This is a genomic window from Thauera phenolivorans, from assembly GCF_001696715.1.
Lineage (GTDB): Bacteria > Pseudomonadota > Gammaproteobacteria > Burkholderiales > Rhodocyclaceae > Thauera > Thauera phenolivorans.
Genome location: NZ_MBFM01000005.1, coordinates 218,307 through 244,462 on the forward strand (window position 1 = coordinate 218,307; position 26,156 = coordinate 244,462).

Consider the following 26,156-nt stretch of genomic DNA (forward strand, 5'->3'; position numbering starts at 1 on the left):
ACAGCGTCGGCTCCTTCGCCACTCCGGCCGCCTTCTTCGACGAGCTGCGCGAAGGCGGCATCGAAGCCTGCGAGTTCAATCCGGTCAGCCCCCTGCGCCGCGCCACCGGAATTCTGCGCGTCAACAATCGCGATCACCGCAAGCTGCTGGCGATCGACGACCGCGTCGCCTTCACCGGCGGCGTCAATATCAGCAGCGTGTACTCCTCCGCCTCTTTCGGGTCGCGGGCCAGCAAGCTGAGATCACCCGAAGAGGACGGCTGGCGCGACACCCATGTGCGCATCGAGGGCCCGGCGGTGCGCCGCTTCATCGAGCTTTTCCAGGACACCTGGCGGCGCCAGGCCTGCGAGGGCGAACTCGCGGCCCTGCCCGATATCGACCCCGACTCGCTGAAGCCGCCGGAACAGGGCGAGCGCCTGGTCGCCGTCATCGAGAGTACCGCCGAGGAGGACTCGGGTCGCTTCCGGCGCGCCTTCCTGGGCGCGATCGAAGGCGCGACCGATTCGGTGCACATCACCATGGCCTATTTCGTCCCCGATCCCGGGATGCTCGCCGCTCTGACGCGGGCCGCGCAGCGCGGCGTCGAGGTGGTTCTCGTGCTGCCCGGGCGCAGCGACTCGTGGCTCACCCTGCACGCCGGCCAGTCGCACTACGACGAGCTGCTCCTGGCCGGGGTACGGATCCACGAGAAGCGCGACGCCCTGCTGCACGCGAAGACCGCGGTGATCGACGGCGTATGGTCGACCGTGGGCTCGTCAAATCTCGACTGGCGCAGCTTCGTGCACAACGACGAGGTGAATGCGGTGATCCTCGGGCGCGAGTTCGGCGCCGCGATGGAGCGTCTGTTCGCGCACGACGTCGAGCAGGCGGAGGCGGTCGATCCCGACGCCTGGGCGCAGCGCCCTGCCGGCCCTCGTCTGAAGGAGTGGCTCGCGCGGCGTTTCGAGTACTGGTTGTGAGCCGTGCGCGGGCAGCCGCGCGCAGACTTTTTCCTTGCACTGCAGCATGGTGCGTCTATGATGGTTCGGATCCGGCCTCCCGGCCGTAGCGAGGTTACCCGATGAGCAATCCCTGGATGAAAAGCAACCCCTTCATGAGCATGTGGCTGAGCGGCTTCAACGCGATGCTCGGTGCGTCGCGCGGAATCATGACCGCCGAGGCCAACCGGCAGGCGACCGCAATGATGAACGAGAGCATCAAGATGATGACCGACTTCTGGACGGCGATGCTGGTGCCGCCGGGCATGGGCGGCTCGCGCCGCCGCCGTTGAACACGGCGTCGCGCGCGCTGAAGTCGGTCTCGCGCGACGCACCTCAGATATAGGCGCGGCGGAACCGCAGCGCGGGCGGCGTGTTCTCAGTCCGCATGGATACGCTCACCCACGCCCTCTCCGGTGCCCTCGTCGGCCGTCTGCTGGCGCCGCGCCGGAGCGCCGCCGCCACGCCCGCCGTCGTTCCGCCTGCCGCTTGGCAGGCGGTGGCGACCGGCGCCGTCGCGGCGACCTTTCCCGACCTCGACTTCATCCTCGGTTACGTTTCCGAGCTCGCCTACCTGCGCGGCCACCGCGGCGTGACCCATTCGATCGTGCTGCTGCCGATCTGGGGCCTGCTGCTGGCGGCGCTGATGTCGAGGCTCTTCGCGCGCGACCGGACGACCCTTGCCGGGCACGGCTTCGGCGCCTTCTATCTGCTGGCCTGCGCCGCGCTGGCGATCCACATCGCCGGCGACCTGATCACCCAGTTCGGCACGATGATCCTCGCGCCCTTTTCCGATCGGCGCTTCGGTCTGGGCACCACCTTCATCATCGACCTGCCGTTCACCGGCATCATCCTCGCCGGCCTCGCGGCGAGCGTGCTCTGGCGCCACAGCCGGGTGCCGGCCGCGATTGCGCTGGTCGCGCTCGCGGGCTGGGTGGGCGTGGGGGCGGTGGGCCGCGGCGAGGCCATCGAGGCCGCGCACGCCTACGCCGCCGCGCACGGCATCGACGCGGTCGCGGTGGACGCCGCGCCGCGCCCGGCCTCGCCCTTCAACTGGACGGCGATCGTGTTCGACGGCGAGCGCTATCACTACGCCCACATCAACACCCGTCGCAGCGAGCCGCTGGTGGCCGCGCCGGACGACAGCTTCATCCGCCGCTTCTCCGCGCCCTACCAGCCGGTGGCGATGACGCGCTGGGAGGTGCAGGCGCAGTTCGGCGAGGGCGACGCGGGCGAGCTGGCGCGCAGCGTGTGGACGGCGGAGGACTTCGCCTTCTACCGCTGGTTCGCGATGTTTCCGCTGCTCGACCATGTCGACAACGGGAGCGAGCGCGTCTGCGCCGGCTTTCGCGATCTGCGCTTCGAGATGCCCGGTCGCGACGAGCTGCCCTTCCGCTACGGCCTGTGCAGCGAGGCGCGGACGGCCGGCGCCGGCTGGCGGCTGTACGAGCGGGTCAGCGGCGGCCGGCGCTGGATCGACGTAGACTGAGCGCGGCGCTCAGTCGGCGGGCGCGGCCTCGAGCGACTGCAGGAGCGCCGCGCCGAGCACGGCGACCGACTGGGCACCGGGCACTGCGAGCTTGCGGTTGAAGATGAAGAAGGGCACCCCCTCGATGCCCTGGCGGCGCAGCTGCTCGGCCATCCGCCGCACGTTGGCGGCGTCGTCGTCGCCGGCCTCGAGCTGGACGAGCACCGCGTCGCGGCGGTCGCCGCAGGCGGCGGCGATCTCGGCCAGCGTCTCGTTGTCGCCGATGTCGCGACCTTCCTGGAAGTGGGCGGCGAACAGCGCGCTGGCGAGCGCCTGTACCTTCTCGGGCGCCTGGCCGAGCGCCTGCGCGCGGTACATCAGGCGGTGCGCCTTGAGGGTGTTGGGGCGGGTGCGGATGCGCTCGAAGGCGAACCGGACGCCATCGGGTGCGGCGGCCTCGGAAAGCTGCGCGTGCAGCGCGTCCACCTTCGCCGGTCCGCCGAACTTCGCCTCCAAGAACCCGCGGTAGGGTTCGCCGGCGCTCGGCGTGTCGGGGTTCAGGAAGAAGGGCAGCCAGTTGATCCGCGGCACGACCTCGGGGCGATCGGCCTTCAACGCGGCGAGCGCCTTTTCCAGGCGGACCTTGCCCAGAAAGCACCACGGGCAAACGAAATCCGAAACGAGATCGATGTCGAGAATCATGGGGCAGGCGCGCGGTGATCGGGTAGGGACGACAAGGCTAGCGGATTTTTTGCGCATTGCACAAAAAAATGCTTGACGCACCGAAACGATGCTGTAGGATGCGCATCAATGCTGCAACGCAACAAAGGCGGGCCAGAGCCGGACGCCACCCTGCAGCGCACCCTTTCTATCATCCCATTCAATCGAGGATATTCATCATGACCAACTTCATCGCCCCCGAGCAGTTCATCGCCGCCCAGAAGGCCAACGTCGAGACCCTGCTGGGCCTGACCAATGCCAACTTCGCCCGTGTCGAGCGCCTGGTTGCCCTGAACCTGAACACTGCCCGTTCGGTGCTGGAAGACAGCGTCGCCAACACCAAGGCCCTGCTCGCCGCCAAGGACGCGCAGACCGCGCTGAACCTGCAGGCCGGCTTCGCCCAGCCGATGGTCGACAAGGCCGTGGCCTACGGCCGCAGCGTGTATGAGATCGCCGCCGAAGGCCAGCAGGAATTCGCCAAGCTGGTCGAAACCCAGGTCGCCGAGCTGAACAAGTCGATCAACGAAGTCGTCGAGAAGGCCGCCAAGTCCGCTCCGGCCGGCTCCGAAGCCGCCTTCGCCGCCGTCAAGTCGGCCATCGCCGTCGCCAACGACGCGTACGCCAACGTGACCAAGGTTGCGAAGCAGACCGCCGAGACCGCCGAAGCCAACATGACCGCCGCGACCGAAGCTGCCGTCAAGGCCGTCAGCGCCCCGAAGGCTGCCGCCAAGAAGGCTGCGTAATCGAAGGCGCCATGCGCTGAATCGAAGTACGCTGCACCGCGAGAACGCCGCCCGGACCTGGTCCGGGCGGCGTTCTCGCGTTTGCGCGCCGCCCGCGCGCACTGCAGGCGGGGCGGCCGATCAGTCCGCGCTGCCCCCGAGCGCCGCGATCTGCGCCCGCAACTGCGCGCATTCCGCTTCGAAGCTTTCGCGCGCGCTGCGGAACACGGTGTCGTCGTCGCCGGCCTGCAGGACCTCGCGGTAGTGGTCGCTGAGCTGAAGCGTCTGCACCGCGAGGATCAGGTCGGCGACCTCGATCTGCAGCCTGCTCACCCGATGGCGCAGGCGGTCGCCCACGGCATCGGCGGCCGGCATCGGCGCAGCCGGGACCGACTGCGCGTCGAGCTCGGCGAGCACCCGACGCAGGGCGGCGAGATCGTGCGTACGGTAGGCCTGCTGGACATGCAGGAAGGCGGTGTTGGCCGCCTGGCGCTCCGCTTCCCCGACGCGGTCGGGATGGCAGCGCATGACCGCCGCGCGATACAGCCGGCGAAGTTCGTGCTGCGCCTCCTCGTCCAGCTCGGGCGGCGGTGCGGCGGTGTCGGCCGTCGTCTGCCGATAGGCCTCGAACTCCGCGTCGGCCGCCTGCGCCCGCTCGCGATCGGTGGCCGCATTCGAGCGCGTCGCCAACAGACGCAGGTACTCCCGGCGCAGGCGCAGACATTCGCCGAGCAGCTCACCCAGCGCCCGGTACTGCCGGCGCTCGAAGTCGTGCACACGCGCTTCCATGTCCGCGAGGCGGGCGGCGAGGTCCTCCTGCTGGCCTTCCAGTTGGGCGGCGCGCCTCAGCAGGGGCTCGAGTTCGGGGTCTGGCACGGCGGCCAGCGGCCCGGCGGTGCGCGAATGCGGTCCGGGTTCGCTCGCGCGTGACTCGACAGCGGCCGTCGGCAGCTCGACTGCGGGCGCCGGCGGCCCGCTGGCGACGAGCGGCCCGCGCCCGAGGACCGCGGCGGCCAGGGTGCGCATGCGGGAGATGATGTCGTTCAGTTTCATCCGGGTTCTCTGGGAAATCGCCACCGCTGTGGCACCGGGATCGGCGCAGCCCGGCGGATAGTGCGCTGCAGCAAGGATACCCGAGCCAGGTCGCCGCCGCTTGGTGCGGCCGGCCCGCGGCTTGGCCCGCCCCTGGCGGAGGACTATGCTTGGCGGCAACAACGACAACAGGCTCCGCCATGTCCTCGCCCCTTCCGCTCTCGTCCGAGGCGCTGTACACCGCCTGCAATCCAGCCGATCTCGGTTTCGACAGCAGCGAGGAGGTCGCTCCGCCCGACGCCGACGCGATTCACCCGCGCGCACTCGAAGCGCTCCGCCTCGGCCTAGATATCCCGCACAAGGGTTACAACCTCTTCGTCCTCGGCGACAGCGGCAGCGGCCGCCACGCGATCACCCGGCAACTCCTCGAGACCGAGCGCCACAGGGACAGCCCGCCGGCGGACTGGTGTCATGTGCACAACTTCGTCGATCCCTTCCGCCCGGCGCTGCTGCGCCTGCCCTGCGGCCGCGGCGCACGCCTGCGCGACGACATGCAGCGTTTCGTCGACGAACTGATGACCGCGATCACCACGGTGTTCGAGAGCGACGACTACCGCGCCCGCATCGAGGCGATGCAGCAGGAGGAGAAGGAGCGCGAGGAGCGCGCGCTGCAGCGGCTCGGCCAGGACGCCTCGGAGCTCGGCGTCGCGCTGCTGCGCACGCCGCACGGCTTCGCCTTCGTGCCGGTAAAGGGTGAGGACGGGACCCTGACGCCGAAGGAGTTCGAGGCGCTGCCCGCGGAGCGCCAGGAGGAGCTCGGCCGTCACATCAAGCAGCTGCACGACCGCATGCACGCGCTGATGAACGAGTTTCCGCGCTGGCGTCGCGAGCTGCAGGCGCGCATCAAGGCCGCCGGTAGCGAGGCGCTGCGCGTCACCGTGACCCAGCTCACCGACGAGCTGCGCGAGCGCTACGCCGATCTCCCGGCGGTGGTCGCCTTCCTCGACGCGGTCACCCAGGACGTCATCGACAGCGGCGAGCAGCTGCGCGAATCGAGCCGTGCCGACGAGGACAGCGAGACGGTGCTCTACAAGGGCACGATCTCGGTGCAGCGTTACCTGATCAACCTGCTGGTGGAGAACGCACCCGAGGCGGGCCGGCCGGTGGTGTACGAGGACCATCCGACGCTGCAGAACCTGGTGGGACGGGTCGATCACATGGTGCACATGGGCACCCTGGTGAGCAACTTCACCCTGATCCGCGCCGGGGCGCTGCAACGCGCCAACGGCGGCTTCCTGATCCTCGACGCGCTCAAGGTGATCGCCCAGCCCTACGCGTGGGAAGGGCTCAAGCGCACCCTGCAGGCGGGCGAGGTCAGGATCGAGTCGCTCGCCGAGCTGATCGGCCTGTCGAGCACGCTGCAGCTCGAGCCCGAGCCGGTGCCGCTCGAGCTCAAGGTGGTGCTGATCGGCGAGCGCCTGGTCTACTACCTGCTGTGCCGGCTCGACCCCGAGTTCGAAGCACTGTTCAAGATCGGCGCCGACTTCGAGAGCGAGCTGCCGCGCAATCCGGCCAACACCGCGAGCTACGCGCGCCTGCTCGCGGGCCTCGCGCGCCAGGAGGGCCTGCGCCCGCTGGAGGCGCCTGCGGTGGCGCGGATGATCGAGCATGCGGCGCGGCTCGCGGGCGACGCCGAGCAGCTCAGCACCCGCACCCGGCCGCTGGAGGACCTGCTGCAGGAGGCGGACCACTTCGCCGCCGCGGCCGGCGCGGCGCGGATCGGGCGGGCGCAAGTCGAGACCGCACTCGCCGCCCGGCGGCGCCGCCACGACCGCATTCGCGAGCGCTTCCAGCGCGAGATCCTGCGCGGCCAGCTGCTGGTCGACACCGAGGGCAGCCAGACCGGCCAGATCAACGGCCTCGCGGTGGTGGCGCTCGGCGACAGCAGCTTCGCCCATCCGGTGCGGATCACCGCCACCGTGCGCATGGGCGAGGGCGAGGTGGTCGACATCGAGCGCGAGGTGGCGCTCGGCGGACCGATCCACTCCAAGGGGGTGCTGATCCTCTCCGCCTTCCTCAGCGCGCGCTTCGGCGCCCGCCTGCCGCTGTCACTGAAGGCGAGCCTGGTGTTCGAGCAGTCCTATGGCGGCGTCGAGGGCGACAGCGCTTCGCTCGCCGAGGCGGTCGCCCTGCTGTCGGCGCTCTCGGGGGTGCCGATCCGCCAGGGGCTCGCGGTCACCGGCTCGGTGAACCAGTTCGGTGTGGTGCAGGCGGTTGGCGGCATCAACGAGAAGATCGAGGGCTTCTTCGACATCTGCGCCCGACGCGGACTGAGCGGCGAGCAGGGCGTGCTGATCCCCGCCGCCAACGTCTGCCACCTGATGCTGCGCGCGGACGTGCGTGAAGCGGCGTCTGCGGGGCGCTTCCGCATCTGGGCGATACGCAGCGTGGACGAGGCGATCGAACTGCTCACCGGCGAGCCGGCCGGCGCGCCCGATGCCGACGGTCTCATGGCGCCGGGTTCGGTCAATGGCCGTGCCGCCGCGCGCCTCGCCGAACTCGCCCGCGCACGCCAGGAATTCGCCCACCCGCGCCAGGCCGGTGCAGGGCCGGACGCCGGACGATAGTGGGGGCCGGTTGCGCGCGGCCAGGATCTTTTTGCGCGGCGGGCGGGTCTTTCCTCCTTCATCCACTTTCGGCCGCAGCACGGCCCGCCGCCCATGACCTCTGAAGATCCTGCTTCCAGCGCTCCCGTCCCGTCCCCGAAAAAGCCGCGCTGGCGCCGCTGGGCGGTGGAGATCGGCGTCTTCCTGCTCGTCCTGCTCGCGATCCAGTGGTGGCAGGCGCGCGACGTACCGGCCGGGCCGGCGCCGGCGTTCGAGGCGCAGCTCGCCGATGGCGGCCGCACCAGCCTCGCCGCCTGGCGCGGCGCGCACCCCGGTGGACCCACCGCGATCTATTTCTGGGCCGACTGGTGTCCGATCTGCAAGGCGCAGGAGGGCAGCGTCGACAGCGTCGCCGACGACTGGCCGGTGCTGACGGTGGCGATGCAGTCGGGCGAGGCCGAGACCGTGTCACGCGTGCTCGCCGAGCGCGGGCTCGACTGGCCGACGGTGGTCGACGCCGACGGCGCCCTGGCGTCGCGCTACGGCCTGCATGGCGTGCCTGCGCTGGTGGTGCTCGACGCCGATGGCGACATCCGTTCGGTGTCGCTCGGCTACACCACCGGCTTCGGCCTGCGCGCGCGGCTGTGGTGGGCGGGCCTGATTTCGTGAGGAGCGGCGCATGGGCGCACCGGGACTGATCGCCGCCTTCACCGCCGGCGCCGCCACGCTCGCCGGCGGGCGGGCGCTGGTCCACTGGGGGATCCGCAAGGGGCTGGCGGCGCCGCGTCTGCCGCACCACACCGATCCGGGCGTGCTCGGGCTGGGCTTCGAGACGCTGCGCATCGCCACCGAGAATGGAAAGACCCTCCATGCGTGGTTCATTCCGGCGCCGAACGCCGCCGCGCTCAGCCCCGCGGTGATCGTGATGCACGGCTGGGGCGGCAATGCGGCGCTGATGCTGGGGCTCGCGCGCCCGCTGCACGAGGCGGGGTATGCCGCGCTGTTCGTCGATGCGCGCTGTCACGGCGCGAGCGACGACGATGCCTTCGCCTCGCTGCCACGCTTCGCCGAGGACGTCGAGCACGCCTTCGGCTGGCTGTCGGGCCGTGCCGGGGTCGATCCGCAGCGCATCGCACTGCTCGGCCACTCGGTGGGTGCGGGGGCAGTGCTGTTCGCGGCCTCGCGCACGCCACGGGTGGCGGCGGTGGTCAGCGTGGCGGCGTTCTCGCACCCGGCGGCGATGATGCGACGCTGGCTGGCGGCCAAGCGCATCCCGGAGAAGCCGGTCGGCCGCTACATCCTCGGCTACGTCGAGAAGACCATCGGTCACCGCTTCGACGACATCGCGCCGCTCGCCACCATTTCGCGCATCCGCCGTCCGGTGTTGCTGGTGCATGGCGAGGATGACGTGGTGGTGCCGATCGCGGAGGCTGAGCAGATCTTCGCCGCCCGCGGCGACACGCCGGTCGAGCGGATGACAGTGTCGGGCGATCACGAGTCCTTCGCCGATCTCGAGCACCACATGGGGCTGCTGGTCGATTTCCTGAATCGCGCGCTGGCCGCGGGGCGCCCTGGTTTGTAGAATCGGGCCTCCTTCCCACCCTCCGGAACGCACGCAGCGCGCGAGCTCGCCGGAATCACCCGCACACGACGGAGACGCCTCATGCAGAAACGCCGCTTCACCGCCCTCATCGCCGGCCTCGCCGCCTCGGCCGCGCTCGGCTTCTCGATGCCGGCCTCGGCCCAGCAGTACAAGGACGAATACAAGCTCTCCACCGTGCTCGGCGAAGCCTTCCCGTGGGGCTGGGGTGCCAAGCGCTGGGCCGACCTGGTCGCCGAGAAGACCGAAGGTCGCATCAAGATCAAGGTCTATCCAGGCACCTCGCTGGTGTCGGGCGACCAGACCAAGGAATTCACCGCGCTGCGCCAGGGCATCATCGACATGGCGGTGGGCTCGACCATCAACTGGTCGCCGCAGGTCAAGGAGCTCAACCTGTTCGCGCTGCCCTTCCTGATGCCGGACCACAAGGCGATCGACGCGCTGACGCAGGGCCGCGTCGGCACGAAGATGTTCGAGATCCTCGCCGAGCGCGACGTGGTGCCGCTGGCCTGGGGCGAGAACGGCTTCCGCGAGGTTTCCAACTCGAAGAAGCCGATCCGCACGCCGGACGACGTCAAGGGCATGAAGATGCGCGTGGTGGGCTCGCCGCTGTTCCTCGCCACCTTCAACGCGCTCGGCGCCAACCCCACGCAGATGAGCTGGGCCGACGCCCAGCCGGCGATGGCGACCGGCGCGGTCGACGGCCAGGAGAACCCGCTCGCGGTGTTCAACGCCGCCAAGCTGCACACCGTCGGCCAGAAGCACCTGACGCTGTGGGGCTACGTCGCCGATCCGCTGATCTTCGTGGTCAACGAGAAGGTGTGGAAGAGCTGGACGCCGGCCGACCAGCAGGCGGTGCGCGAGGCGGCGCTGCAGGCGGGCGAGGAGGAGATCGCCCGCGCCCGCGCCGGCATCTCTGCCGACGACGACAGTCTGCTGAAGGCGATCGCGGCCAACGGGGTCGAGGTCGTGAGCCTCACCGACGCCGAGCGTGACGCCTTCCGTCAGGCCACCGCCGGGGTCTACAAGGAGTGGGCCGAGAAGGTCGGCGGCGCGCTGGTGAAACAGGCCGAGGAAGACATCGCGGCGCGCTGAGCCTGGCTGGCGCGCACGCCGCGCCGGGATGCAGCGACCACCGCGCTTACGGCGGTGACGCGGCGATCGCCGCTGCGACCGTGGCAATGACGTTCGTTGCCGCCGGCCTCGAGCCACTGGCTTTTCCCCACTTCCCCCGGGCAGCGCCGCGAGCGGCCTGCCCGGTTTCGTTTTTCATCGAGCAAACGACAAAGAGCTTCAAGATGAGCACCGAACCGCTGCCGCCGGCAGTCGAGGCCGACGCGCCCCTTACCGTGGAACAGATCCTCAACGGGATCGCGATGGGCCTGATCGTACTGATCACCTTCGGCAACGTGCTGGCGCGCTACTTCACCTCGCAGTCCTTCGCCGCCACCGAGGAGTTCTCGATCGCGCTGCTGATCGTGGTGTCCTTCCTCGGCTCTTCCGCGGCCTTCGCCTTCGACCGCCACATCCGCGTGGGCTTCTTCGTCGACCGCATGCCGCCGCGCTGGCGGCGCGCCGCCGAGTGGCTGTCGTTCGCGGTCACCGCCAGCCTGTTCGCCTTCATCGCCTTCTACGCCGCGCGCCTGACCTTCGACCAGTACCGCTTCGAGGAGACCTCGCCCGCGCTCGGCGTGCCGCAGTGGTGGTACACGGTGTGGATGCCGGTGCTGTCGGTGGCGCTGGTGCTGCGCCTGATCGCCACCCGGCTGCGGAGGCGGACATGATCGGCGCGACCCTGATCGGCCTCTTCCTGCTCGCGCTGATCGCGGGCCTGCCGCTGGCGGTGGCGCTCGGCGTGGCGAGCGTGGCGGTGCTGGCGATGGCCGGCTTCGACCAGCTCGCGGTGCCCACCAACATCTACGCCGGCATCGCCAAGTATCCGCTGCTGGCGATCCCGATGTTCATCCTCGCCGGCATGATCTTCGAGCGTTCCGGGGTGGCGGTGCGCCTGGTGCGCTTCGTCACCGCGATCGTCGGCGAATGGACTGGCTCACTCGCGGTGGTGGCGGTACTGGTGTCGATGCTGCTGGGCGGCATCTCGGGCTCCGGTCCGGCCGACGCCGCGGCGGTGGCGGCGGTGATGCTGCCGTCGATGATCAAGCGCGGCTATCCCAAGGGCTTTTCCGCCGGCCTGATCGCGGCGTCGGGCTCGACCGCGATCGTCATCCCACCCTCGGTCGCCTTCATCGTGTATAGCGTGATGGTGCCGGCCGCGACCGTGCCGGCGCTGTTCGCCGCCGGCCTGTTCCCGGGTATCGTGGCCGCCGCCTGCCTGCTGTTGCCGGCGATCCTGATCAGCCGGCGGCACGGCTTCGGCCGCGACTACAAGGCGGAGCGCCCGCCGCTCGGAAGGACCTTCGTCGACGCGATCTGGGGCCTGATGGCGCCGGTGATCATCCTCGGCGGCCTGCGCACCGGCCTGTTCACCCCGACCGAGGCCGCGGTGATCGCGGTCGCCTACGGCATCTTCGTCGGCATGGCCGTGTATCGCACGATCGGCCTCAAGGATCTGTTCCGCATCCTGATCGACGCCGGCGAGCTGGCGGCGGTGGTGCTGATGATCATCGGCATCGCCTCGGTGTTCGCCTGGGCGGGCAATACGCTCGGCATCTTCGATGCGGCCGCGGCGACCCTGGTCGGCCTCCACTCGAGCGAATGGCTGATGCTGCTCTCGATCAACCTGCTGCTGCTGGTCGCCGGCATGTTCCTCGACGCGATCTCGGTGTTCCTGATCCTGCTGCCACTGCTGGTGCCGATCGCGATCGCGATGGACTGGGATCTGGTGTGGTTCGGGGTGATGATGACGATCAACCTCGCGATCGGCCAGTTCACTCCGCCGATGGCGATCTCGCTGATGATCACCTCGCGCATGGCCGGCATCGGCATGGAAGAGACCTTCCGCTGGGTGGTGTGGCTGGTGCTCGCGATGGCTGCCGGGCTGACCCTGATGATCGTGTTCCCGCCGCTCGCGCTGTGGCTGCCGGGGCGGCTCGGCTACCTGTAGTCGGTGAGCTTACAAGTCATTACCGGAGGTAACAGCCTTCTACATGCGGCCGCTCTATGGTGGCGGGGCGTGGGCGGATTCCGCCGCGCGCTCCGCCCGCGAGCCCGGCGGGCCGCATGAGGCCATGGCCATGAAAACGAAACCCGACCCCCGCGCCTGGCGCTTCCTCCTGGTCGCCTCGCTCGCGCTCGGCGGCTGTGTCGTCGCGCCGGTGGACGACGGCTACTACGAGGACGAGGTGGTCGTCGTCACGCCGCCGGCGCGCATCGAGTACCGCGGCTATCCGCCGCTGGCCGGCTACATCTGGATCGACGGCTTCTGGCGCTGGAGCGGCTACCGCCATGACTGGGTGCCCGGCTACTGGGCGCCGCCGCATCATCGCCATTTCCGCCCGCCGGTGCGGCGTGCCTATCCGGAGCCGCGGCACTTCGAGCGTGATCGCGGCCGCGACCGTGACCGCAGTCATGGTTGGACCGGGGGGGATGACCGGCGCCGCGACAGTGCGCGCGATCGCGACGCGCGCCGCGAGCCGGGACTCGCTCGGCCGCGCCAGGCGTCGAGGACGCCGCCGCGCGCGGCGCAGCGCGAGCGCCTCCGTCCCGAGCGTCGCGAGCAGCTCAGGCCGCAGCCGCGCCCCGGTTTCGGCGAGCGCATGCGCGACAACGCCGGCGCGGCGGTGCCCCGGGCGGTCCAGTCGAGGGAGCGCAGGCCGAATCCCGCCACGCTTCGCGAGCGCATCGATGCGCGCCGGCGCGCAACCGGGGGCGAACCGCGTGTCGGGCGTGCGACCGGCGAGGCGCGACCGCAGCGTGGCGATGGCGATCCGCGCGCACGACCATCGTGGCCGCGGCAGGAGCGCGACGGCGGCGGCTGAGCCGGGAGCGCTCAGGCCGGCTGGTCGAGCAGGTCGCGGATGGCGGCCTGGAACACCCTGCCGAGACGTTTGCGGTCGAGGCCGGGGTTGCGGATCGCGCGCACCAGCAGGCCGTCGAACATCGCCGCGAGCGCTTCGGCGAGCATCGCGAGGTGGGCCTCGTCATCCGCGCGGCCATCCTTCGTGCGGACGTGGCGCAGCGTTTCGATCAGGCTGGCGCGGCAGGCCTCGTCGGCGCGGCGTACGATCTCCGCCACCTGCGGGTTGCGCGCCGCTTCGGCGACGATCTCGACCTTGAGCCCGGCAGCGAGCGGATCGAGGTTGTCCCGGATGCCGTCGACGGCGCGGGCGACCATCGCTTCGCGCACGTCGCAGGCGGCGCGCAGTTCGGCGGTCAACGCGAGCAGGTATTCGAGGTCGCGCGCGACGATCGCCTCGATGATCGCTTCCTTGTTGTCGAAATAGTGGTAGATATGACCGGCACTCATGCCCGCCGTCTTGGAGATCAGCGAGATGCTGGCGCCGTGGAAACCGTGTCGGCGGAAGCAGTCGACCGCGGCGCACAGGATCTGCTCGCGGCGCGCTTCGGCGCGCGGCTGTTCGACGACGGGGGAGGAGGGAGCGGACATCGGTTCTGGGGCGAAGGAAGTCGGTGATGCGTAGTGAAAATCTTGCGGCGCAACAAACGCTAGCATAGAATGAACGTTCAATCTAGAACGTTCGTTCGGACGATACAACCCGCTTCTGCCATCGGGGATGCGGCCGCAACCATGGCTGCATCCCCGATGGCGGTTCAAATCCGCGAGAGGCAATTCATGCAGATCAACGGCTCCCTGTTGTCCAACCCGCTGGGTCTCGCCCTGGCGAGCGTCCTCGTTCTGGCCGCCTGCGGCGGCGAGCAGCAGCCCGCCGGGCCGGCGGCCGCGCCCCCGCCGACGGTCACCGTGCTCGAGGTGCAGACCGAGTCCGTGCCGCTGGTGACCGAGCTGCCCGGGCGGACCGCGCCCTATCTGATCGCCGAGGTGCGCCCCCAGGTCACCGGCATCGTCCAGCAGCGCGCCTTCACCGAAGGCAGCGCGGTCAAGACCGGCGAGCTGCTCTACCGCATCGACCCGGCGACCTACCAGGCGGCCTACGACAGCGCCAAAGCCACGGTGGCGCGCGCCGAGGCCAACCTCTACGCGGCCCGGGTGAAGGCCGAGCGCTACGCCGGCCTGGTGAAGATCGAGGCGGTCAGCAAGCAGGCCAACGACGACGCCGCGGCCGCGCTGAAACAGGCCCAGGCCGAGGTGAGCGCGGCGAAGGCGGCGCTCGACAGGGCGAAGATCGACCTCGGCTACACCCGCGTGAGCGCGCCGATCGCCGGCCGCATCGGCCGCTCGGCGGTGACGCAGGGCGCGCTGGTGACCGCCAACCAGGCCGCGCCGCTGGCGACCGTGCAGCAGCTCGATCCGATCTATGTCGACCTCACCCAGTCGAGCACCGAGATGCTCGGCCTCCGCCGCCAGCTCGAGAGCGGCAGCCTCACCCGCGTCGGCGGCGATTCGGTGCCGGTCAAGCTGGTGCTCGAGGACGGCAGCGAATACGGGCACGAGGGCAAGCTGGCCTTCTCCGAGGTGACGGTCGACGAGGCCACCGGCAGCGTCACCCTGCGCGCGCTCTTCCCCAATCCGGACGGCGAGCTGTTGCCGGGCATGTATGTCCGCGCCCGTCTGGCTCAGGGGGTCAATGACGCTGCCATCCTGGTGCCGCACGCGGCGGTGAGCCGCGATCAGCGCGGCAGGCCCTTCGTGATGGTGGTCGACGCCGAGAACAAGGTCGAGAACCGCAACATCGAGACCGGTCAGGCGCTCGGCACCGACTGGGTGGTCAGCGGCGGCCTCGCCGCCGGCGAGCGCGTCATCCTCGACGGGCTGCAGAAGGTCAGGCCGGGCGCGCAGGTACAGGTCGAGCCCGCGGGCACGCCGCCCGCGGCCGCCCCCGCCGCAGACGCCGCCGCGGCCGAGTGAGGTAGCCCATCATGGCCCGTTTCTTCATCGACCGTCCCATTTTCGCCTGGGTCATCTCGATCGTCATCATGCTGTTCGGCGCGCTGTCGATCATGACCCTGCCGGTGTCGCAGTATCCCGCGATCGCGCCGCCCGCCGTCGTCATCAACGCCACCTATCCCGGCGCCTCGGCAAAGACGGTGGAAGACTCCGTCACCCAGATCATCGAGCAGAAGATGACCGGCCTCGACGGCCTGCTGTACATGAAGTCGTCCTCCGACTCCTACGGCCGCGGCTCGATCACGCTCACCTTCGACGCCGGCACCGACCCCGACATCGCCCAGGTGCAGGTGCAGAACAAGCTCCAGCTGGCGATGCCGCTGCTGCCGCAGGCGGTGCAGCAGCAGGGCGTGCAGGTGGCCAAGTCGACCGCCAACTTCCTGATGGTGCTCGGCTTCGTCTCCGCTGACGGCAGCATGGCGCGCGAAGACCTCTCCGACTTCCTCGTCTCCAACGTGCAGGACACCCTGTCGCGCGTCACCGGCGTCGGCGAGGTCCAGGTGTTCGGCTCGCAGTACGCGATGCGGATCTGGCTCGATCCCGCCAAGCTGACCAATTTCGGCCTCACCCCGGGCGACGTCCGCGCCGCGCTGATGGCGCAGAACGCCCAGGTGTCGGCCGGCCAGCTCGGCGGCACGCCGGCGGTGGCGGGGCAGGGCTTTACCGCCTCGATCACCGCGCAGAGCCGGCTGCAGACGGTGGAGCAGTTCGGCCAGATCCTGCTGCGCACCTCGACCCAGGGTGGCGAGGTCCAGCTCGAGGACGTCGCCCGCATCGAGCTCGGCACCGAGAACTACGGCTTCCTCAGCCGCTTCAACGGCAAGCCGGCCTCGGGCATGGGCATCAAGCTCGCCTCGGGCGCGAACGCGCTCGAGACCGCCGACGCGGTGCGCGCCAAGCTCGAGGAGATGAAGCCCTACTTCCCGCCCGGGCTCGAGGTCGTGGTGCCCTTCGACACCACGCCCTTCGTCAAGCTCTCGATCGAGGGCGTGGTCAAGACCCTGATCGAGGCGGTCATCCTGGTGTTCCTGGTGATGTACCTGTTCCTGCAGAACTTCCGCGCCACGATCATCCCCACGATCGCGGTGCCGGTGGTGCTGCTCGGCACCTTCGGCGTGATGGCCGCGCTCGGCTTCACGATCAACACCCTGACCATGTTCGGCCTCGTGCTGGCGATCGGCCTGTTGGTCGACGACGCGATCGTGGTGGTGGAGAACGTCGAGCGGGTCATGAGCGAGGAGGGGCTCTCGCCCAAGGAGGCGACCAAGAAGTCGATGGACCAGATCACCGGCGCGCTGGTCGGCATCGGCCTCGTGCTGTCGGCGGTGTTCATCCCGATGGCGTTCTTCGGCGGCTCCACCGGCGTCATCTACCGCCAGTTCTCGATCACGATCGCGGCGGCGATGGCGCTGTCGGTGCTGGTGGCGATCATTTTCACCCCGGCGCTGTGCGCGACCATGCTCAAGCCGGTGCAGAAGGGCCACGAGCACGGCGAAGGCGGCCTGTTCGGGCGCTTCTTCCACTGGTTCAACATCAAGTTCGCCAACGGCACCCGCCGCTACGAGTCGGCGGTGGGCAAGATCCTGCACCGCAGCCTGCGCTTCCTGGTGATCTACGTCGCCATCGTGGGCGTGCTCGCGATCCTGTTCGCGCGCATGCCGACCTCCTTCCTGCCCGAAGAGGATCAGGGCGTGATGTTCACCCAGATCACCCTGCCTGCGGGCGCCACCCAGGAGCGCACCATCGAGGTGCTGGAGAAGGTCGAGCGCCACTTCCTCGAGAACGAGAAGGAGTCGGTCAAGTCGCTGTTCACCGTGGCCGGCTTCAGCTTCGGCGGCACCGGCCAGAACGTCGGCATCGGCTTCGTCGATCTGCGCGAATGGGACGAGCGTCCCGACGCGGACCAGCACGTGAAGTCGGTGGCCGGACGCGCGATGGCCGCATTCAGCCAGATCCGCGAGGCGATGGTGTTCGCCTTCGTGCCGCCGGCGGTGCTCGAGCTCGGTACCGCGAGCGGCTTCAACGTCATGATGCAGGACCGCGCCGGCCTCGGCCACGAGGCCCTGACCGCCGCGCGCAACCAGTTCCTCGGCCTCGCCGCGCAGGACGAGCGCCTGGTGGGCGTGCGCCCCAACGGCCAGGACGACGTGCCCGAGTACGAGCTCGACATCGACCACGCCAAGGCGGGCGCGCTCGGGGTGTCGGTGAGCGACATCAACGAGACCCTGTCGACCGCCTGGGGCGGCAGCTACATCAACGACTTCATCGACCGCGGCCGCATCAAGAAGGTGTACCTGCAGGCCGAGGCGTCGGCGCGAATGAGCCCGGAAGACCTCAACAAGTGGTACGTGCGCAACAACCAGGGCGAGATGGTGCCGCTGTCGGCCTTCACCACCGCACGCTGGACCTTCGGTTCGCCGCGTCTCGAGCGCTACAACGGCCAGCCGGCGATCGAACTCCTCGGCCAGCCCGCGCCCGGCCTGTCCTCGGGCGACGCGATGGCTGCGGTCGAGGAGATCATGGCCCAGCTGCCCGCCGGCATCGGCTATGAATGGACCGGCACCTCGTACGAGGAGCGCCGTTCCGGCTCGCAGGCGCCGGCGCTGTACGCGCTCTCGCTGCTGGTGGTGTTCCTCTGCCTGGCAGCGCTGTACGAGAGCTGGTCGGTGCCCTTCGCGGTGATGATGGTGGTGCCGCTCGGCGTGCTCGGCGCGATCCTCGCCGCCACCGGCCGCGGACTGTCGAACGACGTGTATTTCCAGGTCGGCCTGCTCGCCACCGTCGGCCTGTCGTCGAAGAACGCGATCCTGATCGTCGAGTTCGCCAAGGACCTGATGGAGAAGGAGGGCAAGGACCTGATCACCGCCACCCTCGAGGCGGTGCGCATGCGACTGCGCCCGATCCTGATGACCTCGATGGCGTTCGGCCTCGGCGTGGTGCCGCTGGCGATCGCCACCGGCGCCGGCTCGGGCAGCCAGAACGCGATCGGCACCGGCGTGCTCGGCGGCACCATCGCGAGTACCGTGCTCGGCATCTTCTTCATCCCGCTCTTCTACGTGGCGATCATCCGCATGTTCAACAGGAAGCAGGACAAGGCCGCCACGCCCGCTCCCGCCCCGCAGGAGGCCAAGTGATGACCCGACTCCGCAACCTGGCGCTCACCCTCGCCGCCGCGCTCACCGGCGCCTGCTCGACGATGGCGCCCGACTACCAGCGCCCCGTGGCGCCGGTGCCGGCGACCTTCCCCGGCGAGGTGCCGACCGAGGCCTCGGCGGTGGCGCCGCTCGCCGACACCATCGCCTGGGGCGACTATTTCGCCGACGAGCGCCTGCGCGAGCTGATCGGGCTCGCCCTCGACAACAACCGCGACCTGCGCGTGGCCGCGCTCAACATCGAGCGCGCGCGCGCCCAGTACCGCATCCAGCGCGCCGACCTCTACCCCGCGGTCGGCGCCGGCGGGGGCCAGAGCGCGCAGCGCCTGCCGGCCGACCTCAGCCCCACCGGCGAGTCGACGGTCAACCGCCAGTACAGCGCCACTCTCGGCGTGTCGGCCTGGGAGCTCGACTTCTTCGGCCGCATCCGCAGCCTCAACGAGCAGGCGCTGCAGCTCTACCTCGGCACCGAGGAGGCGCGTCGCGCCGCCCAGGTCAGCCTGGTGGCGGAAGTGGCGAACGCCTGGCTGACGCTCGCCGCCGATCGCGAGCGCATGGCGCTGGCGCAGAACACCTACGACACGCGCAGGAAGTCGTACGAGCTCATCGGGCGCAGCTTCGAGGCGGGCGCGGTGTCGGCGCTCGACCTGCGCCAGGCCGAGACGCAGATGGAGAGCGCGCGCGGCGACGTCGCGCTGTTCGCCGCGCTCGTCGCGCAGGACGAGAACGCGCTCGCGCTGCTCGCCGGGATGCCGGTGCCCGAGCGCCTGCTGCCGGCGAAGCTGACCGATTCGCTCACCGCGGTGCAGGCGCTGCCCGCCGGCGTGCCCTCCGAGGTGTTGATGCGCCGCCCCGACATCCTGCAGGCCGAGCGCCAGCTGCGCGCGGCCAACGCCAGCATCGGCGCCGCGCGTGCGGCCTTCTTCCCGGCGATCACGCTGACCGGCGCCGCCGGCACCGCGAGCGCGGCGCTCGACGGCCTGTTCGACGGCGGCTCGGGCACCTGGAGCTTCATGCCGCAGATCCGCCTGCCGATCTTCGAGGCCGGCCGCCTGCACGCCAGCCTCGACGTCGCCGAGATCCAGCGCGAGGTCAATGTCGCCGAGTACGAGAAGTCGATTCAGTCCGCCTTCCGCGAGGTCGCCGACGCGCTCGCCGATCGCGCCACGCTCGCCGAGCGTCTCGACGCCCGCCAGCGCATGATGGCGGCGAGCCGCGAGACCTATCGTCTCTCGGACGCGCGCTACAAGGGCGGCATCGACAGTTTCCTGGCGGTGCTCGATGCCCAGCGCACGCTGTATGCTGCCGAGCAGGAACTGATCGCGGTGCGTCTGGCCGACGCCGCCAACCGCGTCGCGCTCTACCGCGCGCTCGGGGGTGGCTGGCAGTAGGCGCGCGCCGCAGCGCGGAGAGGGCGATGACGCAGGACGCGACGATCGACCGCCGGATCCCGGTGACGCTGCTCACCGGCTTCCTCGGCGCGGGCAAGACGACCTTGCTCAACCACCTGCTGCGCCTGCCCGAAATGGCGAACGCGGCGGTACTGATCAACGAGTTGGGCGACGTCGGCGTAGACCACCATCTTGTCGATCGGGTGGACGACGCCCTCGTCGTGCTCGACTCCGGCTGCATCTGCTGCAGCGTGCAGGGCGACCTGGTGAAGGCGCTCAAGTCGCTGTTCATGCGCGCGCTGCGGCGCGAGATCCCCGCGCCGGCGCGGATCCTGATCGAGACCACCGGGCTGGCCGATCCCGCGCCGGTGATCTTCACCCTGATGGAAGAGGCCTTCATCGCCGAGCGCTACCGCTGCGACGGCGTGCTCACCGCGGTCGACGCCACCCTCGGCCTGTCTCAGCTCGGCACCCATGCCGAGGCGCTGCGCCAGGTGGCGATGGCCGACCGCCTGCTCATCACCAAATGCGATCTCGCCGACGCGGCCACGCGCGCCGCGCTCGCCGAGCGTCTCGCCGAGCTCAACCCGGGCGCGCCGCAGTTCGAGGTGGCACGCGGAGAGGTCTCACCCGACGCGGTGTTCGGCTGCGGCCTCTACGATGCCGCCGGCAAGACCGCCGACGTCGCCGCCTGGCTGGGCGAGGAGCGGGTGCGCGCCGCCCAGGCGCGTGCCGCCGAACGGAATGCGCCGCCCGCCTGGCGCACCCCCGGAAAGCGCCCGGCAGTGGCCATTCCGGCGGCGCCCGCCCGCCACGACGCCAGCGTACACAGCTTCGTGCTGAGCTTCGACGAGCCGTTGCACTGGTTCGACTTCAGCGACGCGCTCGGCCTGCTGCTGCAGATCCACGGCGCCCGCATCCTGCGCATCAAGGGCCTGCTCAACGTCGCCGGCGACCCCCTGCCGCGGGTGCTGCAATGCGTGCAGCACGTCGTCTATCCGGCGACCAGCCTGCCCGCCTGGCCCGACCGTCCGCCCTACGACGACCGCCGCAGTCGGCTCGTCTTCATCGTGCGCGACCTGCCCGAGGAAAAGGTGAGGGCGATGCTCGACAGCCTGCTGCAGCCCCCTCCGCCGCCCGTCGTGCCGCCGCAGCCCTAGGCGGCGCACAAGGCCCGGCGCGCCGCCTCGTATTCCGCACGCAGGCGGGCGACGCACTCGGCCACGGTCGGCACGTCGCGGATCGCGCCCACGCCCTGGCCGGCGCTCCAGATGTCGCGCCACGCCTTCGCCTTGGCATCGCCGCCGCTGCCGCTGCCGAAATCCATCTTCGACTTGTCGGCCGCGGGCAGCTTGTCGGGATCGTAGCCGGCGGCGGCCACGCTCGGCTTCAGGTAGTTGCCCGGCACGCCGGAGAACAGCGAGGAGTACACGATGTCGTCCGCCGCGGTGTCGACCAGCATCTGCTTGTAGGCGGGCGGGGCCTCCGCCTCCGCGGTGGCGATGAAGCGCGTACCCATGTAGGCGAAGTCCGCGCCCATCGCCTGCGCGGCGAGGATCGAGCGGCCGGAGGAGATCGCCCCCGCGAGCGCCACCGGGCCGTCGAAGATCCGCCGCACTTCGGGCAGCAGGGCGAAGGGGCTGAGCGTGCCCGCATGGCCACCGGCGCCCGCGCACACCAGGATCAGGCCGTCGACGCCCTGCGCGATCGCCTTCTCCGCATGGCGGATGTTGGTCACGTCGTGGAACACCAGGCCACCGTAGCTGTGCGCCGCGTCGACCACGTCCTTCGACACCTGCAGGCTGGTGATGATCAGCGGCACGCGGTGGCGCACGCACGTCTCCACGTCCCGCGCGAGGCGGTCGTTGGAGGAGTGACAGATCTGGTTGACCGCGAAGGGCGCCACCCGTTGCCCGGGGTGCTCGGTGGCGAAGCGCTCGAGCTCGTCGCGGATTTCGTCCAGCCACTCGTCGAGCAGTTCGGCGGGGCGGGCGTTGAGCGCCGGAAAGGCGCCGATGATGCCGCTCTTGCATTGCGCCGCGACCAGCCGCGGGTGGGAGACGAGGAACATCGGCGAGGCGATGACCGGCAGCGACATGCGCGCCAGCAGGTTTTCGGTGACTTTCATGGCTCGGTTCTGCGCTTCGGCACGGGACGGTAAGGTGACGCCACTTTACCGCACCCGCTCCGCCGAAGGCACCGTAGGCGGCCTGCGCCAAGAGCGATAGCAGACGTCATCTCCGAGACGACCGCCGTTATCGCGCACAGGGGTGCGCTCCTACAGTGCCTTCGACGAACGCCCCCCTGTAGGAGCCCTGCCCCCAGGGCGATCGCGGCCATCATCGCCGGGAAAGCCGCCGGTATCGCGCACAGGGGTGCGCTCCTACGAGCGGTGCAGGGGCGCGCGTTCAGCCCTTGACGTCGGCGATGTAGCGCTCGAGCTGATCGATCGTGAATTCCTGTTCGGAAATGATGTCCTTGACCACGTCGCCGATCGAGATCAGCCCGAGCAGCCGTCCCTCGCTCATGATCGGCAGGTGGCGGAAGCGGTGTTCGGTCATCAGCGCCATGCAGCGGTCGCGGTCTTCCTCGGGCGCCACGCTCAGCACCGGCGTGGTCATCACCTCGCGCACCGTCGTTTCCCTGGAGGAACGCGCCCTGAGGATGATCTTGCGCGCATAGTCGCGCTCGCTGACGATGCCGAGCACCTGTTCGCCGTCCATCACCACCAGCGCGCCGATGTTGTGCTCGGCCATGCGGTGGACCGCTTCGTACACCGTCTCGTCCGGCCCGATCGTGTGGATGAACTGGCTGGCCTTGTGCTGGAAGATATAGGCTGCGCTCTTCATGGTCTGCCTCGCTCCGGCCCTCACCGCGGCCCGATAAGTCCAGCATAGTCCGCAGGCTCGGGCCCTGCCAGCCGGCGCCTGCTCAGTCCGGCAGCGTCGCGAGCCGCCGCAGCCAGGGCGCGCGCTCGGCCTCGGTCACGAAGGCGGCCTCCAGGCTGTTGCGCGCGATGCGTTTGAGCTCGCCGCGGCTGAGCCCGAGCGCCTCGGCGGTGTCGATGTAGTTCTGTGCGATGTAGCCGCCGAAATAGGCGGGGTCGTCGGAGTTGATCGTCACCTTGAGCCCGGCGTCGAGCAGTGCCTTCAGATTGTGCGCGGCGAGGTTGGGGAACACGCGCAGCTTCACGTTCGACAGCGGGCACACCGTCAGCGGCACCTGTTCGCGCGCGAGCCGCGCCAGCAGTGCGGGATCCTCCGCGGCGCGCACGCCGTGGTCGATGCGCTCCACGCCCAGCAGCTCGAGTGCCTCGACGATGTAGGCGGGCGGGCCTTCCTCGCCGGCGTGGGCGACGAGGTGGAGGCCGAGCTCGCGGCAGCGCGCGAACAGTCGGACGAATTTCGCGGGCGGATGGCCCTTCTCCGAGGAATCGAGGCCGACGCCGTGGAGGCGCGCCAGATGCGGCTGCGCCGCCTCCAGGGCGGCGAAGCCCTCGTCCTCGCTGAGGTGGCGCAGGAAGCACAGGATCAGCCGCGAGCTGATGCCGTAGCGGGCCTGTGCCGCGCGACAGGCGCGCTCCAGGCCGTCGAGCACGGTCTCGAAGGCGACGCCGCGCGCGGTGTGGGTCTGGGGGTCGAAGAAGAGCTCGGCGTGCACTACGCCGTCGGCATGGGCGCGGGCGAAGTAGGCCATCGCGAGCTCGAAGAAGTCCTGCTCGTGGCAGAGCGCGGCGGCGCCGGCGTAGTAGAGGTCGAGGAAGCTCTGCAGGTCGCTGAAGGCGTAGGCGGCGCGGGTCTCCTCCACGCTCTTCCAGGGCAGGGCGATGCGGTTGCGCGCGGCGAGCGCGAACATCAGCTCGGGCTCGAGCGTGCCCTCGATGTGCAGATGCAGTTCGGCCTTGGGCAGGGCGCGGACGAAGGTGTCGAGGTCCATCTCGGGCTCCGTGGTCGGGTGCACCGATTGTAGGCCGGGCCCGCGCCGCGTGGCCGCCGGATCAGAACCTGCCGCTCAGAACTCGCCGCTCAGAACTCGCCGCTCAGGCCGAGCCGCATGTAGCCGCGCCGGTAGGCGTAGAAGTCGATGTTCGAGCGGCGATCGATGACGCCGACGTGCAGCCGCGGCGACAGCTTCCAGATCCGCAGCTTGCGGTTGAGCAGGTCGAATTCGAGCCGGGTTTCGGTGTCGCGCCGGGTCTCGCGGAAGAAGGGGTCGGGCGCCTGGTAGCGGCCCTGGCCGGCCTGCACCCTCACGCCGGTGATCCAGCCGCCGCCCCATTCGTCCACCCGGCGCAGGCCGAGCTGGCCGAGGCGGAAGGCGTAGGCGTCCTCCTTCGCCCCGTTGTCGACATAGTCGAGGTTCATCTCCCAGCGGCTGTCGGGCTTGGCGGCGTAGATGAAGGTGGCGGCGGCGACACGCTGCCAGCCGTCGCGGTAGGGATGGGCCGGATAGTCGAGCCGCATGCCCGACAGGGCGAGCTTCATCGACAGGTCGGGGCGCAGCACGCGGAAGTCCGACAGCGTCCAGTTCGCGCCGTCGTAGAGGCGCTCGTTCTGGTAGCGCGCCCAGTGGTGGCCGAGCTCCACGGTGAAGGTGTGGTCGGCGAACTTGAAGTGGCGGCCGGCCGAGGCCTGCATATAGCTGAAGTCGAGCGTCTTGCCGTCGTGCTCGAGATGGTCGACCACGCCGCGCACGAACCACAGCGAATGGTTCGGGATCGGCACCCGGCCGTCGAGCACCACCCGCACCCCGGTCGAGCTTTTCTCGCGCGCGTCGGCGTTGAGCCGGTAGCGCACGCCGTCGATCTCCACCTCATCGACCGAGGTGGCCTGGTTGGCGTTGCTGTCGAACACGATATCGATCGAGGCGGTGAGGCTGGGCAGCTCCTCGCGGATGCGCGACAGCACGCCGAGCACGGTGCGGCGCACGCCGTCCGGCAGCTCGTGGGCGAGCACCTGCTCGAAGTTGTAGCGCGCGCCGTCGTAGTCCTTCGCCAGCATCAGCACCCGGCCCAGCTCCAGCCGTGGCCGCAGCAGCCGCGGGTCCTGCGACAGCATGCGGCGGAAGGCGTCCGCGGCCTCGAGGTAGCGGCCGAGCTCGGCGAGCAGCATGCCGCGCGTGAACTGGGTCTGCAGGTCGGTCGGGTCGAGGAAGAGCCGCGCCTCCACGGCCTTGAGCTCGGCGGCGAAGTCGATCGCCGGCTGCGGGGCGGCCTGCGCCCATGCGGCGGGCGCGAGCAGGAGGGCGAGGCACAAAAAAGCGGCCCCCAAGGGGCCGCGTCGTTCGCGCATGCGGCTTACTGCTTCTTCGCGCCGTAGGCGAACTGGATCGACTCGACGCCGCTGCCGGCCTGCACCGTGCCGACGCCGCCGAGTTCATCGGCGTTCGGGCCGTAGAAGCGGCCCGTGGTCTCGCCGGACATGCTGCCCGCAGTCACCGTGCCGGAGAAGGCATTGGCGCCCGGCGTGATGTCGAGGGTGCCGCTCAGCCCGAGCGAAGCGCTGACGTCCTGCGGCGTCCCGGCCGCGAGATCGGCCTCGTTCAGGATCAGGGTCCTGGTGGTGCTCAGCCCGATCGTGCGCGCGTCGAAATTCGCCGTCGCGACGAGGTCGGAGTAGAGGACGTGGTCAACGCCGTCGGCCCTGACGTACTGCCCGCCGAGGATGCCCCTGTAGGTGGCGGTGCCGGTGCTCGGGATCGCCGCGACAGGGGTGACTGTGCCGAAGCTCACCACGCCGCTGGTGCCGGTGCCGGTCTCGGCGCCGGGTTCCCACACCCCGAAGGACTGGTAGTTCCAGCCGAGGGCCTTGAGCGCGTTCCCCGAGGGTACGAGGGCGATCTGCGTGTCGTTCTCGGCGAAGGCCAGCAGTTCGGTGACGCCGGACGGTCCGATGCGGTTGAATTCCACCGCGCCGCTGCCGGTATCGAGGGCGACCTTCACGATCTCCCCCGTCTTCATGAATCCGAGCGTCGAATCGCCGATGACGCTAGGGTCCGTGGCCGGACGGATCGCGGTGAATACCTTGTTCGTGGTGTCGAAGTCGTAGGTGATCGACTCGGTTTCCGTCGGTCCGCTGATGGTCACGTCGGCAGGTGCGGTGACGATCGGCTCAGCGTCGGGAATCAGGCTCTCCTGCACCGGCGAGGGGGCGGCGGCACCGCCGCCGCCACCACCACCGCAGGCAGCCAGTGCGGCAACGAGCGGCAGGAACAACAGGGAAGCTGCTGGACGTGCATTCATTTTCATCGTTCTGGCCCTCTGGGCGAAAAGTCCTCGTAGGTTGAGCATTCTAAGAGGAAACGTATGCGGATCAGGTGACGGGAGTGTAACAGGGGCGGACGTTTCCGCGCGCCGTGGAACAGAAGCGCTCCGTCCGATCCTGAGTACCATGCGGACGGCACAGGGGCCGTGACGTGTGCCGCACCGGCGGCGTTCTTCTGCCGGCCGCAGCGGCGCGGATGGGTCGTCACGGCCTGCGCGTGGGCGCTGTGTTCCGCGCCG

The 26,156-nt window shown here is 69.9% G+C and carries 23 protein-coding genes; 15 read left to right on the forward strand and 8 right to left on the reverse strand.

Going from position 1 to position 26,156, the window contains the following annotated elements; translation table 11 throughout:
• The 3 genes from BB334_RS14100 to BB334_RS14110 form a co-directional block, all read left to right on the forward strand.
• Positions 1–959 (forward strand): phospholipase D-like domain-containing protein (locus tag BB334_RS14100; RefSeq protein ID WP_232756744.1); only part of this gene is annotated, 959 nt, incomplete at its 5' end.
• Positions 960–1,060: 101 nt separating this feature from the next.
• A complete protein-coding gene (locus BB334_RS14105; protein WP_068809134.1) occupies positions 1,061–1,270 on the forward strand; it encodes a hypothetical protein in 210 nt (69 codons plus the stop codon).
• 95 nt (positions 1,271–1,365) lie between these two features.
• The gene (locus BB334_RS14110; RefSeq protein ID WP_068809135.1) at positions 1,366–2,466 is read left to right on the forward strand and encodes a metal-dependent hydrolase; all 1,101 of its coding nucleotides are present in this window, start codon (positions 1,366–1,368) and stop codon (positions 2,464–2,466) included.
• A 9-nt stretch (positions 2,467–2,475) separates the two neighbouring features.
• On the opposite strand, the gene BB334_RS14115 is transcribed toward BB334_RS14110, so the two are convergent.
• A complete protein-coding gene (locus BB334_RS14115) occupies positions 2,476–3,147 on the reverse strand; it encodes a DsbA family oxidoreductase (RefSeq protein ID WP_068809136.1) in 672 nt (223 codons plus the stop codon).
• A 197-nt stretch (positions 3,148–3,344) separates the two neighbouring features.
• Here BB334_RS14115 and BB334_RS14120 point away from each other — a divergent pair, with 197 nt between their 5' ends.
• Positions 3,345–3,908 (forward strand): phasin family protein, encoded by a 564-nt coding sequence (locus tag BB334_RS14120; RefSeq protein ID WP_068809137.1) that lies wholly within the window; start codon positions 3,345–3,347, stop codon positions 3,906–3,908.
• Positions 3,909–4,028: 120 nt separating this feature from the next.
• Here BB334_RS14120 and BB334_RS14125 read toward each other — a convergent pair whose 3' ends face one another.
• A complete protein-coding gene (locus BB334_RS14125; protein ID WP_068809138.1) occupies positions 4,029–4,940 on the reverse strand; it encodes a J domain-containing protein in 912 nt (303 codons plus the stop codon).
• Between the two features lie 179 nt (positions 4,941–5,119).
• On the opposite strand from BB334_RS14125, the gene BB334_RS14130 reads away from it, so the two are divergent.
• From BB334_RS14130 to BB334_RS14160, 7 genes are all read left to right on the forward strand, one after another.
• On the forward strand, positions 5,120–7,546 hold the full coding sequence (locus BB334_RS14130; protein ID WP_068809139.1) for a Lon protease family protein: 2,427 nt from the start codon (positions 5,120–5,122) through the stop codon (positions 7,544–7,546).
• 93 nt (positions 7,547–7,639) lie between these two features.
• Complete coding sequence (locus tag BB334_RS14135) at positions 7,640–8,194, forward strand: protein disulfide oxidoreductase (RefSeq protein ID WP_068809140.1); 555 nt, start codon at positions 7,640–7,642, stop codon at positions 8,192–8,194.
• A 10-nt stretch (positions 8,195–8,204) separates the two neighbouring features.
• Positions 8,205–9,107, forward strand: coding sequence for an alpha/beta hydrolase (locus tag BB334_RS14140; RefSeq protein WP_068809141.1), 903 nt, complete (start codon positions 8,205–8,207; stop codon positions 9,105–9,107).
• An 81-nt stretch (positions 9,108–9,188) separates the two neighbouring features.
• Positions 9,189–10,220, forward strand: coding sequence for a DctP family TRAP transporter solute-binding subunit (locus tag BB334_RS14145; RefSeq protein ID WP_068809142.1), 1,032 nt, complete (start codon positions 9,189–9,191; stop codon positions 10,218–10,220).
• Positions 10,221–10,423: 203 nt separating this feature from the next.
• Positions 10,424–10,909: a TRAP transporter small permease gene (locus BB334_RS14150; RefSeq protein ID WP_068809143.1), complete on the forward strand. Its 486-nt coding sequence runs from the start codon at positions 10,424–10,426 to the stop codon at positions 10,907–10,909.
• Positions 10,906–12,189 (forward strand): TRAP transporter large permease, encoded by a 1,284-nt coding sequence (locus BB334_RS14155; RefSeq protein WP_068809144.1) that lies wholly within the window; start codon positions 10,906–10,908, stop codon positions 12,187–12,189. The genes BB334_RS14150 and BB334_RS14155 overlap by 4 nt, the downstream gene beginning before the upstream one ends.
• Before the next feature lie 130 nt (positions 12,190–12,319).
• On the forward strand, positions 12,320–13,063 hold the full coding sequence (locus tag BB334_RS14160; protein ID WP_158014416.1) for a YXWGXW repeat-containing protein: 744 nt from the start codon (positions 12,320–12,322) through the stop codon (positions 13,061–13,063).
• An 11-nt stretch (positions 13,064–13,074) separates the two neighbouring features.
• Here BB334_RS14160 and BB334_RS14165 read toward each other — a convergent pair whose 3' ends face one another.
• Positions 13,075–13,692 carry a TetR/AcrR family transcriptional regulator gene (locus BB334_RS14165; protein ID WP_068809146.1) on the reverse strand — a complete coding sequence of 206 codons (618 nt, stop codon included), beginning with the start codon at positions 13,690–13,692 and terminating at the stop codon, positions 13,075–13,077.
• A gap of 186 nt (positions 13,693–13,878) precedes the next feature.
• Here BB334_RS14165 and BB334_RS14170 point away from each other — a divergent pair, with 186 nt between their 5' ends.
• The 4 genes from BB334_RS14170 to BB334_RS14185 are packed head-to-tail and all read left to right on the forward strand — an operon-like array spanning position 13,879 to position 20,814.
• Positions 13,879–15,072 carry an efflux RND transporter periplasmic adaptor subunit gene (locus BB334_RS14170; protein WP_068809147.1) on the forward strand — a complete coding sequence of 398 codons (1,194 nt, stop codon included), beginning with the start codon at positions 13,879–13,881 and terminating at the stop codon, positions 15,070–15,072.
• An 11-nt stretch (positions 15,073–15,083) separates the two neighbouring features.
• A complete protein-coding gene (locus tag BB334_RS14175) occupies positions 15,084–18,245 on the forward strand; it encodes an efflux RND transporter permease subunit (protein WP_068809148.1) in 3,162 nt (1,053 codons plus the stop codon).
• The gene (adeC, locus tag BB334_RS14180; RefSeq protein ID WP_068809149.1) at positions 18,245–19,654 is read left to right on the forward strand and encodes an AdeC/AdeK/OprM family multidrug efflux complex outer membrane factor; all 1,410 of its coding nucleotides are present in this window, start codon (positions 18,245–18,247) and stop codon (positions 19,652–19,654) included. The genes BB334_RS14175 and adeC overlap by 1 nt, the downstream gene beginning before the upstream one ends.
• A 26-nt stretch (positions 19,655–19,680) precedes the next feature.
• The gene (locus BB334_RS14185) at positions 19,681–20,814 is read left to right on the forward strand and encodes a CobW family GTP-binding protein (protein ID WP_068809150.1); all 1,134 of its coding nucleotides are present in this window, start codon (positions 19,681–19,683) and stop codon (positions 20,812–20,814) included.
• Here BB334_RS14185 and BB334_RS14190 read toward each other — a convergent pair.
• The 5 genes from BB334_RS14190 to BB334_RS14210 all read right to left on the reverse strand — a co-directional run bounded on the left by BB334_RS14190 (position 20,811) and on the right by BB334_RS14210 (position 25,895).
• Positions 20,811–21,782: an NAD(P)H-dependent flavin oxidoreductase gene (locus BB334_RS14190; RefSeq protein ID WP_068809151.1), complete on the reverse strand. Its 972-nt coding sequence runs from the start codon at positions 21,780–21,782 to the stop codon at positions 20,811–20,813. The two genes, BB334_RS14185 and BB334_RS14190, sit on opposite strands and share 4 nt — an antisense overlap.
• A 280-nt stretch (positions 21,783–22,062) precedes the next feature.
• Complete coding sequence (locus BB334_RS14195; protein ID WP_068809152.1) at positions 22,063–22,503, reverse strand: CBS domain-containing protein; 441 nt, start codon at positions 22,501–22,503, stop codon at positions 22,063–22,065.
• 82 nt (positions 22,504–22,585) lie between these two features.
• Positions 22,586–23,590, reverse strand: coding sequence for an adenosine deaminase (locus tag BB334_RS14200; RefSeq protein ID WP_068809153.1), 1,005 nt, complete (start codon positions 23,588–23,590; stop codon positions 22,586–22,588).
• 89 nt (positions 23,591–23,679) lie between these two features.
• Positions 23,680–24,945, reverse strand: coding sequence for a surface lipoprotein assembly modifier (locus BB334_RS14205; protein ID WP_088179196.1), 1,266 nt, complete (start codon positions 24,943–24,945; stop codon positions 23,680–23,682).
• Between the two features lie 5 nt (positions 24,946–24,950).
• Positions 24,951–25,895 carry a transferrin-binding protein-like solute binding protein gene (locus BB334_RS14210; RefSeq protein ID WP_158014418.1) on the reverse strand — a complete coding sequence of 315 codons (945 nt, stop codon included), beginning with the start codon at positions 25,893–25,895 and terminating at the stop codon, positions 24,951–24,953.
• Between the last annotated feature and the right edge of the window lie 261 nt (positions 25,896–26,156).

What these genes read in the sequence shown, in the direction of transcription:
- BB334_RS14105 (WP_068809134.1), top strand. Translation starts at nt 1,061, where the DNA reads ATGAGCAATCCCTGGATGAAAAGCAACCCCTTCATGAGCATGTGGCTG.
- BB334_RS14110 (WP_068809135.1), top strand. Translation starts at nt 1,366, where the DNA reads ATGGATACGCTCACCCACGCCCTCTCCGGTGCCCTCGTCGGCCGTCTG.
- BB334_RS14115 (WP_068809136.1), bottom strand. Translation starts at nt 3,147, where the DNA reads ATGATTCTCGACATCGATCTCGTTTCGGATTTCGTTTGCCCGTGGTGC.
- BB334_RS14120 (WP_068809137.1), top strand. Translation starts at nt 3,345, where the DNA reads ATGACCAACTTCATCGCCCCCGAGCAGTTCATCGCCGCCCAGAAGGCC.
- BB334_RS14125 (WP_068809138.1), bottom strand. Translation starts at nt 4,940, where the DNA reads ATGAAACTGAACGACATCATCTCCCGCATGCGCACCCTGGCCGCCGCG.
- BB334_RS14130 (WP_068809139.1), top strand. Translation starts at nt 5,120, where the DNA reads ATGTCCTCGCCCCTTCCGCTCTCGTCCGAGGCGCTGTACACCGCCTGC.
- BB334_RS14135 (WP_068809140.1), top strand. Translation starts at nt 7,640, where the DNA reads ATGACCTCTGAAGATCCTGCTTCCAGCGCTCCCGTCCCGTCCCCGAAA.
- BB334_RS14140 (WP_068809141.1), top strand. Translation starts at nt 8,205, where the DNA reads ATGGGCGCACCGGGACTGATCGCCGCCTTCACCGCCGGCGCCGCCACG.
- BB334_RS14145 (WP_068809142.1), top strand. Translation starts at nt 9,189, where the DNA reads ATGCAGAAACGCCGCTTCACCGCCCTCATCGCCGGCCTCGCCGCCTCG.
- BB334_RS14150 (WP_068809143.1), top strand. Translation starts at nt 10,424, where the DNA reads ATGAGCACCGAACCGCTGCCGCCGGCAGTCGAGGCCGACGCGCCCCTT.
- BB334_RS14155 (WP_068809144.1), top strand. Translation starts at nt 10,906, where the DNA reads ATGATCGGCGCGACCCTGATCGGCCTCTTCCTGCTCGCGCTGATCGCG.
- BB334_RS14160 (WP_158014416.1), top strand. Translation starts at nt 12,320, where the DNA reads ATGAAAACGAAACCCGACCCCCGCGCCTGGCGCTTCCTCCTGGTCGCC.
- BB334_RS14165 (WP_068809146.1), bottom strand. Translation starts at nt 13,692, where the DNA reads ATGTCCGCTCCCTCCTCCCCCGTCGTCGAACAGCCGCGCGCCGAAGCG.
- BB334_RS14170 (WP_068809147.1), top strand. Translation starts at nt 13,879, where the DNA reads ATGCAGATCAACGGCTCCCTGTTGTCCAACCCGCTGGGTCTCGCCCTG.
- BB334_RS14175 (WP_068809148.1), top strand. Translation starts at nt 15,084, where the DNA reads ATGGCCCGTTTCTTCATCGACCGTCCCATTTTCGCCTGGGTCATCTCG.
- adeC (WP_068809149.1), top strand. Translation starts at nt 18,245, where the DNA reads ATGACCCGACTCCGCAACCTGGCGCTCACCCTCGCCGCCGCGCTCACC.
- BB334_RS14185 (WP_068809150.1), top strand. Translation starts at nt 19,681, where the DNA reads ATGACGCAGGACGCGACGATCGACCGCCGGATCCCGGTGACGCTGCTC.
- BB334_RS14190 (WP_068809151.1), bottom strand. Translation starts at nt 21,782, where the DNA reads ATGAAAGTCACCGAAAACCTGCTGGCGCGCATGTCGCTGCCGGTCATC.
- BB334_RS14195 (WP_068809152.1), bottom strand. Translation starts at nt 22,503, where the DNA reads ATGAAGAGCGCAGCCTATATCTTCCAGCACAAGGCCAGCCAGTTCATC.
- BB334_RS14200 (WP_068809153.1), bottom strand. Translation starts at nt 23,590, where the DNA reads ATGGACCTCGACACCTTCGTCCGCGCCCTGCCCAAGGCCGAACTGCAT.
- BB334_RS14205 (WP_088179196.1), bottom strand. Translation starts at nt 24,945, where the DNA reads ATGCGCGAACGACGCGGCCCCTTGGGGGCCGCTTTTTTGTGCCTCGCC.
- BB334_RS14210 (WP_158014418.1), bottom strand. Translation starts at nt 25,895, where the DNA reads ATGAATGCACGTCCAGCAGCTTCCCTGTTGTTCCTGCCGCTCGTTGCC.